The organism is Microbacterium sp. KNMS (genome assembly GCF_053851835.1).
On sequence record NZ_JBSQBP010000032.1, the window covers coordinates 1 to 15,404 of the forward strand.

Annotated in this window: 15 protein-coding genes and 1 tRNA gene; 10 read left to right on the forward strand and 6 right to left on the reverse strand. The window is 67.3% G+C overall.

The window, feature by feature from the left end; translation table 11 throughout:
- Positions 1-113: 113 nt before the first annotated feature.
- The 6 genes from ACWXWW_RS16175 to ACWXWW_RS16200 form a co-directional block, all read right to left on the reverse strand.
- Positions 114-938 carry a DUF2637 domain-containing protein gene (locus ACWXWW_RS16175; RefSeq protein WP_200116402.1) on the reverse strand — a complete coding sequence of 275 codons (825 nt, stop codon included), beginning with the start codon at positions 936-938 and terminating at the stop codon, positions 114-116.
- A gap of 5 nt (positions 939-943) precedes the next feature.
- The gene (locus tag ACWXWW_RS16180; protein WP_197280928.1) at positions 944-1,831 is read right to left on the reverse strand and encodes a bifunctional DNA primase/polymerase; all 888 of its coding nucleotides are present in this window, start codon (positions 1,829-1,831) and stop codon (positions 944-946) included.
- Between the two features lie 235 nt (positions 1,832-2,066).
- On the reverse strand, positions 2,067-3,443 hold the full coding sequence (locus ACWXWW_RS16185) for a hypothetical protein (RefSeq protein ID WP_455970862.1): 1,377 nt from the start codon (positions 3,441-3,443) through the stop codon (positions 2,067-2,069).
- Positions 3,444-3,594: 151 nt separating this feature from the next.
- A complete protein-coding gene (locus tag ACWXWW_RS16190; protein ID WP_455970864.1) occupies positions 3,595-4,062 on the reverse strand; it encodes a hypothetical protein in 468 nt (155 codons plus the stop codon).
- A gap of 71 nt (positions 4,063-4,133) precedes the next feature.
- Positions 4,134-5,210, reverse strand: a complete 1,077-nt coding sequence (locus ACWXWW_RS16195; protein ID WP_455970866.1) for a DNA-methyltransferase — start codon at positions 5,208-5,210, stop codon at positions 4,134-4,136.
- A 212-nt stretch (positions 5,211-5,422) separates the two neighbouring features.
- A complete protein-coding gene (locus ACWXWW_RS16200) occupies positions 5,423-6,400 on the reverse strand; it encodes a helix-turn-helix domain-containing protein (RefSeq protein ID WP_455970868.1) in 978 nt (325 codons plus the stop codon).
- A 152-nt stretch (positions 6,401-6,552) separates the two neighbouring features.
- Between ACWXWW_RS16200 and ACWXWW_RS16205 the strand changes: the two genes are divergently transcribed.
- The 10 genes from ACWXWW_RS16205 (at position 6,553) to ACWXWW_RS16250 (ending at position 15,257) form a co-directional block, all read left to right on the forward strand.
- Positions 6,553-6,762: a heavy-metal-associated domain-containing protein gene (locus ACWXWW_RS16205; RefSeq protein WP_054683641.1), complete on the forward strand. Its 210-nt coding sequence runs from the start codon at positions 6,553-6,555 to the stop codon at positions 6,760-6,762.
- On the forward strand, positions 6,762-7,715 hold the full coding sequence (locus ACWXWW_RS16210) for a heavy-metal-associated domain-containing protein (RefSeq protein ID WP_455970870.1): 954 nt from the start codon (positions 6,762-6,764) through the stop codon (positions 7,713-7,715). Before ACWXWW_RS16205 ends, ACWXWW_RS16210 begins: the two co-directional genes overlap by 1 nt.
- Before the next feature lie 50 nt (positions 7,716-7,765).
- On the forward strand, positions 7,766-10,036 hold the full coding sequence (locus ACWXWW_RS16215; RefSeq protein ID WP_455970872.1) for a heavy metal translocating P-type ATPase: 2,271 nt from the start codon (positions 7,766-7,768) through the stop codon (positions 10,034-10,036).
- 49 nt (positions 10,037-10,085) lie between these two features.
- A complete protein-coding gene (locus tag ACWXWW_RS16220; protein WP_202372094.1) occupies positions 10,086-10,355 on the forward strand; it encodes a YHS domain-containing protein in 270 nt (89 codons plus the stop codon).
- Positions 10,356-10,425: 70 nt separating this feature from the next.
- A complete protein-coding gene (locus ACWXWW_RS16225) occupies positions 10,426-10,767 on the forward strand; it encodes a metal-sensitive transcriptional regulator (RefSeq protein WP_202372095.1) in 342 nt (113 codons plus the stop codon).
- A 57-nt stretch (positions 10,768-10,824) separates the two neighbouring features.
- Positions 10,825-11,976, forward strand: a complete 1,152-nt coding sequence (locus ACWXWW_RS16230; RefSeq protein WP_455970874.1) for an FAD-dependent oxidoreductase — start codon at positions 10,825-10,827, stop codon at positions 11,974-11,976.
- 45 nt (positions 11,977-12,021) lie between these two features.
- Positions 12,022-14,268, forward strand: coding sequence for a heavy metal translocating P-type ATPase (locus ACWXWW_RS16235; RefSeq protein ID WP_455970876.1), 2,247 nt, complete (start codon positions 12,022-12,024; stop codon positions 14,266-14,268).
- 8 nt (positions 14,269-14,276) lie between these two features.
- Positions 14,277-14,588: a metal-sensitive transcriptional regulator gene (locus ACWXWW_RS16240; protein WP_054683621.1), complete on the forward strand. Its 312-nt coding sequence runs from the start codon at positions 14,277-14,279 to the stop codon at positions 14,586-14,588.
- 55 nt (positions 14,589-14,643) lie between these two features.
- Entirely contained in the window at positions 14,644-15,177 is a 534-nt protein-coding gene (locus ACWXWW_RS16245) for a carboxymuconolactone decarboxylase family protein (protein ID WP_231637084.1), read from the forward strand.
- A gap of 6 nt (positions 15,178-15,183) precedes the next feature.
- A tRNA-Cys gene (locus ACWXWW_RS16250) sits at positions 15,184-15,257 on the forward strand.
- The last annotated feature ends 147 nt before the right edge of the window (positions 15,258-15,404 follow it).

The following is a 15,404-nucleotide window of genomic DNA, read 5'->3' on the forward strand; positions in this document are numbered from 1 at the left end:
TCGTCTACCCCGAGCGCATCGAGCCCTACCTCTGACCCCGAGGACCCAACTCCTTACACACACAACTTGACAAGCTCGCTTCGGCGGTGCGGGTGGGGTCGGGAATCGTGGGGTCAGTCATGATCGGCTCCGTCCTGTCGCAACTCAGGTGCGTTCAGCCACCGGCCCACCGTCGTCGGATGCACCTGCTCCCGCGCCGCGATCTGCCGCAACGGCACACCCTTCCGGTGCAACTCCAGCGCCCGCGCCCGCGCCGCCTCCCGCCCCGACCGCGACCTACGCGCCACCACCGGTGCCACCCTCTCCTGATCCGCCGAAGCAGGCGCCACCAGCGGATCGGGCGCTGCCACCGAGCCCGTTTCGCCAGAATCGTCCTCGGCTTCGGTGCCGGTGGCGGCGTCGTGAGCGTCGGCGGAGCGAGGGAGGTCGTAGACGCGCGGCGGATCGGCTGGGTCGGCCGGGGTGGTGGGTGCTGGGCGTGGGGTGGCGTTGCGGGTGAGCTCGACGGTGAGATGCGTCATCGCGAGCAGCACCAGCGGCGGGATCGACGCGACTACCGCCGCGATCAGCGCAGGCACCCGCGCATCCGCGGCGATCACCGCGTGGGTGACATTCGCCGCGACCGAGACTGCCGCCCCCGCCGTCAGCAGCAGCCAGGCGAAGCGGCGTGCGGTGCGGGCGGAGTTGCGCAGCGCGACGACGCTGATCGTGGCCTCCAGGATCACGCCGTCGACGATCAGCGGCCACACCCACGCCTGCCCGGCGGGGATCCCGGAAAGGATCGCGAGATCCTGCAGCGTCGTGAACGACAACCAGAACGCGCCCAGCGCGAGCAGGATCGTGCCCGCCACCGCGACCCCGATCACCAGCCGCGACACGCCAGCTTCAGGCGCAGCACCCCGGCGCTCAGTGGCGTCATACGTGGCCGGGGCGTCCATGACCGTTATCTCCTGAGCCCAGACGACGCAGACGCGGCGCCCGGGCTCGATGTGGGCGGGGTGGGGGTGAGCTGGGTGGTGCGGTGCGCGGAGCGGATCGTCGCTGTGATCTCCCGCGCATCCAACGCTGCGGCGATCCCGGCGGGCTCGAGCACCGCCTGCGTCTCTGCGAGGCTCAGGCCGGCCTCGGTGAGACGGCAGGCCGCCCAGAACAGGCCCGCGTTCCGGTTGCCTTCCGGCAGCCGCGACACCCACTCCGCCAGTCGCCCCGCATCCACCACTCCGCCCGGCGCCGCCGATGGCGTCCGGGGTTCCGGGGTCGGGGTGAGGAGGTCGCGGATCGCGTCCGCGTCGACCGGGCGCGGGTGACGGCCGCGCGCGATCACCTCGTAGCGGCGGAGGCCGTGCTCGGTGAGCACCGTGGAGGGCGGGGCGATGATGTAGCCGCCGCGCCCCCGGAAATCCAGATGCGCCTGCCCGCGTGACCACGACCGCAGCTCGCGCCCCTGGCCGCTCGGGTAGTACAGGTGCAGCCCGCCCGACGGGGAGCGCACCGCCTGCGCCCACCCGTCGACGAGGCCGGCCTGCCGCAGCGAGCGCAGCTCCGGGAACCCGGTGCCCAGCGCGTGCACATCGATATCGAGGACATCGACACCGGTTCCGGTGGCGATCCCGATGTTCGCCTCCGGGGTGCGCCGCCACCACCGCTCCACCTGCCGCAGGTCGGTGGTCGCGTCGTGGAAGCCGTGCTCGGTCAGTGGGCGCTTTTCTCCCGGCGCGCACGGGAACACCGGCAGCCCGGCCACCGCATACACTGCTGCGGCGCCGTGCAGCGTGGCGGGGGTGTACGCCGGGAGTGGCGAGGCGATAGGGTCGAGACGAGACACCGGCACACCCCTCCTCCTTGTAGCGTCGCGGCTTGCACGAGGTCTTCCAGAAGGTGCGGCAGTGATCCTGCCGGGGCTTGGGGAGAGTCCGCTCGCAAGCATTCTCTGAGAGCTCCACCATTACCCCGCCCCGGTACCTGGGTCGAGCGATCCCGGGCAGGATGCGCGGAATCGTCAAGAACCTGCGCCGTATCGTCAAACCCGCCAGGCCACCGCTCCCGCACAGCAGGCCGTTCGTGTGCTAGAGATCGCGGCCCGGCCCCCGGCTCGGAGGCGCAGCGCCGGGGTCGTTGTCGGAGGGCGGGTCGAGGTGGGTTTCGCGTTCGGCGAGGAGCTCGCTCAGCAGCACCCCGTGCTCGAGCCGCGTGGGTGATGACGCGTAGTTCTCGAACTCGCCGGGCAGCGCCCCGACGCGGCCCGTGGCCTGGATCGCGTCGTTGATCCGTGCGAGCACCGCGGCGGGGTCGTGGGTTTCGGTGTCGTGTTCGAGGATGCGGGCGATCTCGTTCATCGCCGCGCTGTCGTGCTCGGCCGGGGGAAACGCCGCGGAGGCGGTGACGCCGTCGCCGATCGGGACGCGGCCGACGACGAGCCGGAACTCGCCGTCCCCGTCGCGGCCGGTCGCGTCATACACGCCGGGCGGGAGCCATTCGTGCGCTTCCGACGCCTGCCCCACATACATGGCGCCGCGTTCGGGGTCGTCCGGGTCGATGACCCGCACGTCCGGGTCGGTGGTGTAGAGCATCGATTCCAGGCGCTGTCGCCACGTGCGCTCCATCAACGGGGCGCCCGGGCCGGACTTCTCACGCTCCACGAGCGCGCGGAGCGTGTGGATCGCGATGAGATCCGACGGCACCCATTCGCGGTAGAACTTCTCCGGCAGGTACATCGTGCGCGGCCCGCCCTCGGCCAGCAGCCCGTCAAGGGCGTAGTCGCGGCGTCGCGCGACCGCGGTGAAATCCGCCCGCCACTGCGCGTGATCCGAGCGGTAGCGCATGTCCTCGTACTCGCCCTCGTAGGCCGGTGCGATGGTCACGAGGTAGTCGTCCCGTTGCGGTTCGTCCGGGAGGGGTTCGCGTTCGAGGAGATCGATGAGCCCGTCACGCACCCGCTCGGTCTCTTTCAGCCGGGTGAGGATGCTGGGCAGCCGGGACGCGCTGACGGCGAGCGAGAGACACTCATCCCGCCACACGGCATGGGCCTCTTCGAGCCCGTCCACGTCCTCGCCCCCGTTCGGGAGGAGATAGTCCTCCTGGCGGGGTTCGGGCGGGAACATCTCAGCCACCATCTCCGGCAGCCCCGTCCCCTCGAACGGCTCCCACCCCTTCGACGGCACGAACACCCAGTCCCGAGCCGGCCGCTGCTGCTCGCGGCCGGGGGTCGGGATCCAGGAGACGATATGGGAGACGTCGTCTCCGAACCGTTCGCCGAACACGCGGTCGCCGTCGGTGCGGAGCTGGTCGGGTGGGCCGGCGAGGTCTTCGATCAGCACCTCGCTCACGAGGTACCGGGCCTCGTCTTGGTCGCGGGCGCGGACGTCGAACTCGATCGTCACCCGGTGCAAACCCAGCGGCACCGGTGCCGGGTCGGGCGGGTTCGGGGTCGTCGCATCAGACATGAGGGGTACTCCAATCGCGGTCAGCAAGGGGTTCAGGCATCCGGGGGGGGGGGGGGAGCAGCGGGTACTTCCGGCGTAGGCGCGACCGGCTCGTGTTGTCGAGCGGATGCGGGGAACGTGCGCGGTACTGCCGAGAATCTGCGCCGCATCGTCATCTCCCCAGCTCCCGCCCCGCAGCAGGCGGCGACGCGGATGGCTCGGCGGGCTCGCCGGTGAGGGCCTGTTCCCGGGCGCGCAGCGCGTCCTCGAGATGCCGGGTTACGGCCGTATGGTTCGTGCCGTCGACACCGCCCGAGACGGGTACCCGGTGGAAGGAGTACGCCGGGTACGGGGTCGACTCGCGCAGCGCCTCCAACCAGTCATCGACGTCCTCTGGCCACACCCAATCCTCAGGTGGCGGGAGCGTCTCCACGAACTCGGCGGCACCGGCGTAGAGATCGGCGTTGGTGAGCATGTCGTGGATGGTCAGCGCGACGCTGCGCGCCAACGTCACCGGGTTCCGATCAGCGATCACCGTCGGGTCGACCTCCGGGTCGTCTGACCAGACGATCACCCCGAGCGGCAGAAACGCGGCAGCTCGGGGGCTGGGCGCGTTCTCGGCTGGTTCGGGACTCGTCATGATTCCTCCGCTCCTGGTGGCGCCGCCTCGGTGCGGCGGCTCTGTCTGCCAGGTACGGCACCGCCCGCTGCTTACCGGTCGAGGCGGGAGCGGATCAGTGGCAGGTAGTCGGCGTTCTTCTCCACCGCGATCACCTGGAACCCGGCAGCGGTGGCGGCCTCGATCGTGGTGCCCGAGCCCGCGAACGGCTCCAGCACGACCCCACCCACCGGCGTGATCAGCGTCACGAGCCACCGCATCAGCCCCAGCGGCTTCACCGTCGTATGCGACACCCCGAACGCGCGCGGCCGATCCGTAGCGGAGGGTTTCGGCTCGAACCGGAAGATCGGGAACTTCCGCGACAACGACTCGCCCTGCCAGCTCCCGGTCAGCACATCGAGCGCGTCCGCCTGCCCAGCATCCAGGGCGACGTTCGTCGGCCACCGGCCTTGTGCGAACCGGGCGCCGTCGATATTGATCCCACCGACCCCGTGCTCGAGAACGTTCAAGACGAGGCTGCCCGCCGGGGGTTTGCGGGCGATAATGATCGGCTCGAACGCCGGACGCAGCGCCGTACCCCACCCCTCCCAGCGCGCCGCATCCTCCGTGACCGGGGTGCCTTTCGCAAGCACGCTGCGAGTCGCCCCGAGCACGCCGTCGTGGTCGCTGCGCTGCACGATGCGGTCAGCGCGCTGCGCACCGTGGTGCTTATCGATCGCGTGCGCGAGATCCATGCTCTTGGGCATCCCGGTCGTGTGCAGCCACGCGATCTGATCGCGGATCTCGAAGCCTGCATTCTCCAGTCCGCGCACCATGCGATGCCACGTGCGTGCACCCCCGAACGCTGCAACATGCGCGCCCGGTTTCAGCGCCTGCAACGCACCAGCCGCCCACGCTGTGCACCACGCCTCGAACACCTCCGGCGCACCCATCCGCGCAGTATCAACATGCGGCAGCGACTCCCGGAACCCTGCCGCGTCGTCCCACGCCTGCCCGTTGAAGCTCAACCCATACGGCGGATCCGACACCAGCGCGTCCACGCTCCCCGCGGGGAGGCGCTGGAGGAGCTCGACCGCGTCGCCGTGATACACCGTCGCCCGCGGCGCGGAAAGAACCGGGGGCGGAAGCGCGGCGCTGGGGTGCGGGCCGGCCGGGGTGGGGTCTGACATGACGGAAACTCCCTGCTGTTCGGGCCTGTCCGCCGCCGTGTGCGACGAACAGGAACACCCAGCAGGTACGAGCCGACCCGACCACCCCCAACCCCCGTAACCGCGCCCACGACCATCCCAAGAACCCCTGCACCGCCACGCGCCGCCGCCACCCCGAGCGAGCTGCGCGCCCCTGAAATCCCGAGCTCCGATCTCCCACACACGATCGGCAATCAGCGAGAGAGCTCGAATGCGAGACCAGGGCTTTGCGATGGAACGCTGGAGGGAGTCACTGTGGTGACGCCGTACCTCAGTGAGAACGGCCGGTCGCACGTGTTGGCATAGGCACTCGGAGCGATACCAAATCGCTGCTTGAACGAGCGCGACGCGGTCGCCAGGTCCCGCCACCCCACGGCTTCCGCAGCATCACCAATTGACATGCGCGTAGTCGCAAGAAGTTCGGCCATGCGCTCGGAGCGAAGTTGTCTAAGGAAGGCCGCAGGAGACATCCCTAACTGAGCGCGGAACAACCTCGTCAACTGGGACGGCGATAACGCGACCGCTTGCGCGAGTTCTTTGACGCTCCACCGTCGCCGTAGATGGGTTCGGAGTAGCGCAACGGCCGCGGCTACCTCCCGGTCCGGCGCCTTGATGCTGCCCGAGACCGTACCCCGCGCCTGACCACTCAGTCTCCCTACCGCATCAAACACGTCCGACGCGATCGACAGCATGGTGAAATCGGTGACCTCGCCGTCTGGGAACTGGGACAGGCTCACCAGGCGCGGGGCTAGATCGCGCATCGCGGCGGATCCAAGGTGCAGCGTGTGAAGCGCAGGTTCACTCTCCAACGCGCGATGCAAGCAATGCACGAGCGGATGCCGTAGAGGCAGCCAGCGCATCTGGTCAGCCAGATAATCCGGGTGGAAGTAGAAGGTCACGGTGCGGGCATGCCCTACCGGAAACCCGCTGCATTCCAAACCTGGAGGGATGGTGAGGATGGTGCCCGCTTCCAGAGCAACTTCCCCTGTGGACGATGCGACCCGGGCCCACCCAGAGAGAGTGAAGACCACCTTCACATTGGGTAGCGCCACAGGTCCCGAGGGAGCGTGCGCGGTCTGATCCTTGATTCGTAGGGGCACTGCGCACGTTTCTGCCTTGCCAGGGATGGACGGGTGTCCTGCGTGTTCGAGAGGTGTAACTGCGTCTTTCATAGTGCTGCTGGTGCCCTCGCGACAGCCAGCGCTCAGCTTCGCGACGGGCCTGTTGAGTTGGTCACCTCCCTTGAGGAATACCGGCCGGGGGTATAGTGTTTGAACACAATACAGGTACCCCGTTGGGGTATCGTTTACAGGAAGGATAGCTGATGGCTGAGAACGAGTACCAGGTGACGGGCATGACCTGCGGGCACTGCGAGATGTCGATCCGCGAGGAAGTCAGCGAGATCCCCGGTGTCGACAGCATCGAAGTCAGCGCGCAAACGGGCAGGCTCGTCGTGACCGGTGAGGGCAAGATCGACGATGCGCAGGTGCTTGCCGCGGTCGAGGAAGCCGGCTACTCGGCGGTGCGAGTCTGATGAACTCCGCTGCGCGACTCGCGCTCTACGGAGCGGGGCTGGTGGTGGCATTCGGCGGCGCGTTTGCGGCTGCCGCGGCCGTTGTCCCCGACAGTTTTGTTGCGTCCTGGGCGGAAGGAAGCGGTATGAACGCACATGGTGAAGAACACGGCGGCAGCGACGTTACGGCTGCCGGGCATGTGCCGAACGGACTCTCGATCGATGCGGCCGGCTTCGTGCTGTCGCCGGTCGAGGCTCCTGGCGCGGTTGATGCCGAGGGCGAGCTGAGCTTCCGGGTTCAGACGGTCTTGGGGGAGCCTGTGATCGAGTTCGCTGAGGCGCACGAGAAGGATCTCCACCTGATCGTGGTCCGCACGGACGGCTCCGAGTTCCGGCATGTCCACCCTTCGCTGGACAGGGCGACCGGGACGTGGTCGTTGCCGTGGAAGTGGGATGCGGCGGGCGCCTACCGAGTGTACGCCGACTTCACTCCCGCGACCGAGGGTGCGGAGAGCATCACTCTGACGCGCACTGTGGATGTCGCAGGCGATTTCACGCCCGTCACCGCGGAATTTCGGCGCGCGGTAGAGGTCGATGGCTTCTCCGTCAGCCTCGAAGGGAACCTCGTCGCCGGATCGTCGAGCGACCTGACAATCTCGGTCAACCGTGACGGCGAGCCCGTTACGGCGCTTGAGCCGTATCTCGGAGCGTTCGGTCACCTGGTCGCACTGCGCGAAGGGGATCTCGCCTACCTGCACGTCCATGCCGAAGGCGACGAGCCTCGCGCGGGCGGTACGGCCGGCCCCGAGATCGGGTTCGTGGCCGAAGCGCCCACGGCCGGCCGCTACCTGCTGTACTTCGACTTCCAGGTCGACGGGAAGGTGCACACGGCCGAGTTCGTCATCGACGCCGCCCACGGCGATACCCACGGTAGCGGTAGCGAGTCGCACTCGGATGAACCGGGCGGACACTGAGCCACCTGGTGGCGCGTCACGGCATGCACAGAGTTGAGAGAAGGAAGAGGATGAGCACATCAGCGCCCCCCGCGAATGGGCCGGCCATCGAGCTGGAGATCGGCGGGATGACCTGCGCCTCCTGCGCAAATCGGATCGAGAAGAAGCTCAACAAGCTCGACGGCGTCGAGGCCACGGTCAACTACGCCACCGAGAAGGCCAAGGTCACGATCCCCGACGGATACGATCCGGCGCTGCTGATCGCCGAGGTAGAGAAGACCGGCTACACGGCAGCCCTGCCCAAGCCCAAGAACACCAAGGTGAGCGCGTCGGAGACCGAATCGGGCGATGAGGAAGACAGTGAGCTCACCTCGCTGCGGCACCGGCTGATCGGTTCAATCGTACTCACGGTACCCGTGATCGCGATGGCGATGATCCCCGCACTGCAGTTCACCTACTGGCAGTGGGCGTCGCTGGCCCTGGCTGCACCGGTCATCATCTGGGCAGCCTGGCCTTTCCACAAGGCCGCGTGGACGAACCTCAAGCACGGCACCGCGACGATGGACACGCTCATCTCAATGGGCACGTCGGTCGCACTGTTGTGGTCGCTCTACGCGCTCTTCTTCGGCACCGCGGGCACCCCCGGCATGACGCACCCCTTTGAGCTGACGATCGCGCCGTCGGACGGCGCGGCGAACATCTACCTCGAAGTCGGCGCAGGTGTGACGATGTTCATCCTCGCGGGCCGTTACTTCGAGAAGCGCTCCAAGCGCCAGGCCGGAGCCGCGCTGCGCGCACTGCTCGAGCTCGGTGCGAAGGAAGTATCCGTGCTGCGTAACGGTGCTGAGGTGAAGATCCCCACATCCGAGCTGCAGGTCGATGACGAATTCATCGTGCGCCCGGGTGAGAAGATCGCCACCGATGGAGTTGTCGTCTCTGGCACGTCGGCGGTGGACGCCTCCATGCTCACGGGCGAATCGGTGCCCGTCGAGGTCGGCGAGAGCGACGCCGTCACCGGCGCCACAGTGAACGCCGGGGGCCGCCTGGTTGTGCGTGCGACGCGTGTCGGCTCGGACACGCAGCTGGCGCAGATGGCCAAGCTCGTCGAGGATGCGCAGACCGGCAAGGCCGAGGTGCAGCGCCTGGCCGACCGCATCTCCGGCGTCTTCGTGCCGATCGTGATCGTGGTCGCGTTCGTCACCCTCGGCGCATGGCTGGGCGCAGGATTCCCCGTCGCCGCGGCGTTCACCGCCGCGGTCGCGGTGCTCGTGATCGCCTGCCCTTGCGCGCTGGGTCTCGCCACCCCCACGGCTCTGCTGGTCGGCACCGGCCGCGGGGCGCAGATGGGCATCCTCATCAAGGGCCCCGAGGTACTGGAGTCGACCCGCAAGGTCGACACGGTGGTGCTTGATAAGACCGGCACCGTCACCACCGGCAAGATGACCCTCGTCGACGTCATCACCGAGTCCGGCGTGGATCGTGCCGAACTTCTGCGCTTCGCCGGTGCGTTGGAGGATGCTTCCGAGCACCCAATCGCGCAGGCGATCGCCAAGGGCGCCACGCAGGAGGTCGGTCAGCTGCCGGCCCCGGAGGACTTCGCGAACGTTGAGGGCAAGGGCGTGCAAGGCATCGTCGACGGTGCCGCTGTCGTAGTCGGCCGCGAGTCCCTGCTCGCTGATTGGTCGCAGCACCTCTCCACCGACATCGCACAGGCGAAGGCACGCGCCGAGAGGGAGGGCAAGACGGTCGTGGCGATCGGCTGGGATGGGCGCGCACGCGGCATCCTGATCGTCGCCGACACCGTCAAGCCCACCAGCGCCGAGGCGATCCGCGAGCTCAAGGAGATTGGATTGACCCCTGTGCTCCTCACCGGTGACAACGAAGCCGTGGCCCGCCAGATCGCGGCCGAGGTCGGCATCGATGAGGTCATCGCCGAGGTGCTCCCAAAGGACAAGGTGGAGGTCGTCACCCGGCTGCAGCAGGAGGGCAAGACCGTCGCGATGGTCGGCGACGGCGTCAACGACGCACCCGCGCTTGCCCAGGCCGACCTGGGGTTGGCGATGGGTACGGGCACAGACGTGGCAATCGAGGCATCCGACATCACGCTCGTACGCGGCGACTTGCGGGCCGCCGTCGACGCGATCCGGCTCTCGCGGAAGACTCTGTCAACGATCAAGACCAACCTGTTCTGGGCATTCGCCTACAACACCGCAGCGATCCCGGTTGCAGCGCTGGGCATGCTCAACCCCATGCTCGCAGGTGCGGCGATGGCGTTCTCCAGCGTCTTTGTCGTCGGCAACAGCCTCCGCCTGCGCGGGTTCAAGAGCGTCACCCAGCAGTGACGCTCTGAACCACCACCACCCACACCAGAACGAAAGGCAACGACTCACTATGACGAATGACACCCAGGCTACGTCCAGCTGCTGCAGCACCTCCGCCCCGAACCCGGCAGCGGCCGGCAACGGCCGCGACAACCTCCTCGGCGGCGCAGGCGACATGACCACCTGCCCGGTCATGGTCGGGACCCCCGTCAACAAGACAGCTGCCGAGGCAGCCGGTCTGTTCCGTGACTTCGAAGGCCAGCGCTACTACTTCTGCTGCGCCGGCTGTGGTCCCGCGTTCGACTCGGACCCCGCCAAGTACGCGGCGAACATGGCGTAAACCCACCAGCGTGCGGGGTGGCGCGGCCAGGTGAGGGCGCCACCCCGCCATCTGATCGGAGCGAAGCAAAATGACCGTCACGACCCCTGCCAGCGACATCTGTCCGACGAGCGAGCATGGCGAGAGCTCGGTGCACGGCTATATCAGCGACAAGGCAAGGTACCGTAACCGTCTACGACGCCTCGAAGGACAAGTACGCGGCATCGACCGCATGGTCGACGAGGACCGCTACTGCATCGACATCCTCACCCAAATTTCAGCGATCACCAACGCTCTCGAAACCGTGGCCATCGGTCTACTGGGCGACCACCTGCGGCACTGCGTCCTCGACGCTGCCGTCGCAGGTGGAGAATCCGCCGACCAGAAGATCACCGAAGCCACCGAAGCCATCGCTCGCCTCGTGCGCTCGTAGACGCAGCACCTGTCTAGAACCGACACCCATTTCGCACACAGCCCAGGAGTTTCCGCCATGACCGCCACGCCGCACGTTCTCATCCTCGGCGCAGGAGCTGCCGGAGCCGCCGCCGCGCGCAGTCTCGCATCCCGCGACGACGTGCGGGTGACGCTAGTGGCTCAGACCGGTGAGACCCCGTACACACGGATGCTGATCAAGGGCATCGCGTTCGGCCCGACACCCCCGGAGGCCATCACACTCCCTCTGCCGGAGGTCGAGCTCGTCGCCGACACCGTGCTGGAAGTCAATACCTCAGCCAAGCAGGTGCAGCTGGCCTCTGGCACGCAGCTCGCCTACGACGCGCTCATTGTCGCAACCGGAAGCAAGCCTCGCCTCCTTACCACTGATGTCACCAGACGGGAGACCGCCAGCGATCTGCTCCGGATCAGCACGTTGCACTCTCTGGAGGACGCGCTGCACATCCGCGAGCTGCGGACAGGCCTCGGACGGCCCGCACGCGTGGCGATCTACGGCGGCGGAATCATCGCCGCTGAGACGGCAACTTCACTGCGTGCCGATGGAGATGAGGTCATACTGATTGCCCGCAGCCAGATCCCGGGCACCGGAGCCTTCGGCTCCCCAGTAGCCGAACGCATTGCTGCTGACCACGCCGCAACGGTGCAGACCCGATTTGGTCGCACTATCCAGCACGTCGATGAGGCCGACTCAGGCGTCGCGATCACCCTTGATAAAGGTAACCCCGTCGTTGCCGATTTCCTCCTCGTCGCACTCGGGACGATCCCTTCCGGGCCGGCACCGTGGACGACCGGTGTTGACGTCGACGGCCATCTCCGCGCCGAACCTGCAGGCGTCTTTGCAGCCGGAGGTGTCGCGAGGCACTATGACGAAGCGCTGGGCGCGTGGCGCATCGACCACTGGGAGGATGCCGCCGCTCAGGGTGGACATGCCGCGCAGGTTGCCCTGCACCACCTCAGCATCGGAGACGATCCCGGCGCCTATACGCCGCGCAGCCCCTACAAGGCGATGGTCCACGGGCGCATGATCTCGGCCGTCGGCTACATCGGCGGTGCCGACAGCCACCGTGAGGACGGCCACGAATTCGTGATCCGGCACGAGGTGGGCGGCACCGTAAGCGGAGTCACAGGTATCGACGCAGTGGCTACCGTCTACCAGTGGGGGCAGCGACTCCACGAGGTATCGGTCTGATATCTACCCGAAACTAGTACTACTCGCAGAATCAAGGAGCAGATCATGACTGACCCTCACGCGCAGCCGCAGCCGCAGCCGCAGCCGCAGCCGCAGACGCATCACGATCACTCCCGCGCTGACGCCAGTTCCCGGGTCCACTTGAGCCCTGAGCACGACGTCATGCAGATGGACTCAGTCGAGCACGCCGGCCCGCACCACAGGCATAACGGCCTAGAGCACCACCCCGGTCGTGACGCGCACACGACCGACAACCACGCCGGTGATGACGCGCATGGCGGTCATGGTGGGCATGGTGGGCATAGTGGGCATGGCGACCATGTCGGGCAGTTCCGCCGCCTGTTCTGGATCAACCTCCTGATCGCCGTCCCCGTGGTGGCGTGCTCTCCCATGTTCGCAATGCTGCTCGGCTACGAAGTGCCCGAGTGGGCAATGTGGATCGCGCCAGTGCTCGGCACTGTCATGTACGGCTGGGGTGGCTGGCCGTTCCTCACGGGGGCGTGGAGTGAACTGAGGTCCCGCAAGCCTGGGATGATGCTGCTGATCGCCCTGGCGATCACCGTAGCGTTCTTCGCATCCTGGGGAGCGACCCTGGGCCTCGTGCACCACGAGCTCGAGTTCTGGTGGGAACTCGCGCTGCTGGTCGTTATCATGCTGCTTGGCCATTGGATCGAGATGCGATCTCTCGCGCAGACCACATCCGCGCTTGATTCGCTGGCCGCGCTGCTGCCCGATGAAGCGGAGCGCGTGGACGGCGATCAGGTCTTCACCGTCGATCCAACTGACCTGCGCGTGGGCGACATCGTCATCGTCCGTCCCGGCGGGAGCGTTCCGGCGGATGGTCGCATCGTCGACGGTCGGGCGGCAATGGACGAATCCATGATCACAGGAGAATCGCGCACCGTGACGCGAGGCGTAGGTGAGGCGGTGATCGCCGGCACGGTCGCTACGGACTCCGGTGTGCGTGTGGAGATAACGGCCACCGGCGACGACACCGCTCTCGCCGGGATCAATCGTCTGGTCGCCGAGGCGCAGAACTCGTCCTCGCGCGCTCAGCGCGTCGCCGACCGCGCCGCCGCACTGCTGTTCTGGTTCGCGCTCGGCGCCGCAGTGGTAACCGCGATCGCATGGACGCTCACGGGCGACCCGGACTCCGCAGTGGTGCGCAGCATCACGGTGCTCGTGATCGCCTGCCCGCATGCGCTCGGCCTCGCGATCCCGCTCGTCGTGTCGATCGCAACCGAGCGCGCCGCGCGCGGCGGGGTGCTTATCAAGGATCGCCTGGCGCTGGAATCCATGCGCCAGGTCGACGCGGTACTCTTCGACAAGACCGGCACCCTCACCAAGGGGGAGCCCACGGTCACCGCGGTCGCGCCGGCAGGGGATCTCGACGCCGACCAGGTGCTTGCGCTTGCCGCCGCGGCCGAGGCCGATAGCGAGCATCCGCTCGCGAGAGCGATCGTCGCCTCGGCGAAAGATCGCGGCCTCACCCTCGAGTCCGCGAGCGGGTTCTCGTCGTCGCCGGCGGTCGGTGTCACTGCCACCGTCGGCGGACGCGTGGTCCGGGTCGGCGGACCGCGACTGCTCGAGGAGACCGGCCAGCCGGAAGTCGGCGATGCTGACGCATGGCGGGAAGAGGGCGCGATCATCCTGCACGTGATCCGCGACGGTCAGGTGGTCGGCGGGCTCCGACTCGCAGACGAGATCCGGCCGGAATCCCGCGACGCCGTCGACGCGCTGCACAGGCTCGGTGTCGAGGTCGTCATGATCACCGGCGATGCCGAAGCAGTGGCAGGTGAAGTCGGCCGCGAGCTTGGCATCGACCGCGTGATCGCCGGCGTGCGCCCCGAGGACAAGGCTGGCAAGGTCGCCGCTCTGCAGCACGAGGGCAAGAAGGTCGCGATGGTCGGCGACGGCGTCAACGACGCCCCTGCGCTCGCGCAGGCCGACGTCGGCATCGCGATCGGAGCTGGCACGGACGTGGCGATCGCCTCAGCCGGCGTCATCCTCGCTAGCTCCGATCCCCGCTCCGTGCTCTCCGTGATCGAGCTCTCCCGCGCTGCGTACCGCAAGATGAAGCAGAACCTCTGGTGGGCAGCCGGCTACAACCTCATCTCGGTGCCGCTAGCGGCCGGTATCCTGGCACCAGTCGGCTTCGTACTCCCGATGTCTGTCGGCGCGATCCTAATGTCGCTGTCGACCGTCGTGGTCGCGCTGAACGCGCAGTTGCTGCGCAGCATCGACCTCACACCCTCAGCCAGTACCCGTTCTGTTTTGGAACGCCAACAGTAAGGATTCCCATGACATCGGAGAATGACGTCGCCGCCGGTCATCACGGCTACATCGACGACAAGACTCAGTACTTGCAGCGCATGAAGCGCATCGAAGGGCAAGCACGCGGGATAGCGAAGATGATCGACGAGGAGAAGTACTGCATCGACATCCTCACCCAAGTGAGTGCGCTCACTCGCGCCCTCCAAGGCGTCGCCACCGGGCTGCTCGACGATCACCTCAAACACTGCGTGCTCGACGCCGCCAAGCTCAGTGACGATGCAGGCAAGGCGAAGATCCAGGAAGCCACTGACGCGATCAACCGCCTGGTGCGCTCCTGAGACGCAATCCTCCTCCTGGAGCCGTCGCTCGCAACGTTCCACCAGCCTCGACCCGATGAAGGAGAGCATCATGCCGCGATTCTCCCAACTCACCCCGGCCTCTGCTGTGGGGGCCTCCCGTGATCTCCTGGGCGAGCTCGTCGAGCGACATGGCACCGTCGGTGACATGGTGGCGACCATGGCTCACTCGCCCGCCGTGCTCGGCGGCTACCTGCAGTTGAGCAAGGCGATGCGCAGGGCGAAGCTCGACCGCAGAGTCAGCGAGCTCGTCTCGATCGCCGTGCAGACGCAACAGGGCTGCGGTATGTGCCTGCGTTCTCATATCGACGCCGCCCGCTCCCTGGGGCTTTCGGAGAACGAGATCTCCCGGGCGCAGCAAAGCACCTCGCACGATCCCTCCATCGCAGCCATGATCCAATTGGGCATACGGGTTTACCGGGAGCCCGCGTCCATCACCGACGCTCAGGTGGAGGAACTGCGCGGCTTCGGGTACAGCGACCGAGAGATCGCCGACGTCGTCGGCGTGGTGGCACTGAACGTCCTCACCGGAGCCTTCAACCTTGTCGCCGGACTCACCGCCGGCGACTGAACTCCTGGTGCCTTGGCCGAGAGGATAGGCAGCGGCCTGCAAAGCCGTTCACACGGGTTCGAATCCCGTAGGCACCTCCACTGGGCCCAAAGCCTCGGTCGGTACCTGCGCGTATCACAGTCGCTTGTCCGCACGGGGGTCGACTAATGAGGTAGTCGGCACGCATCAAGCATGCCGGATCGATAACACCGAGCGGGAACCCCACGTGGCACTTGGTTCGTGAACGG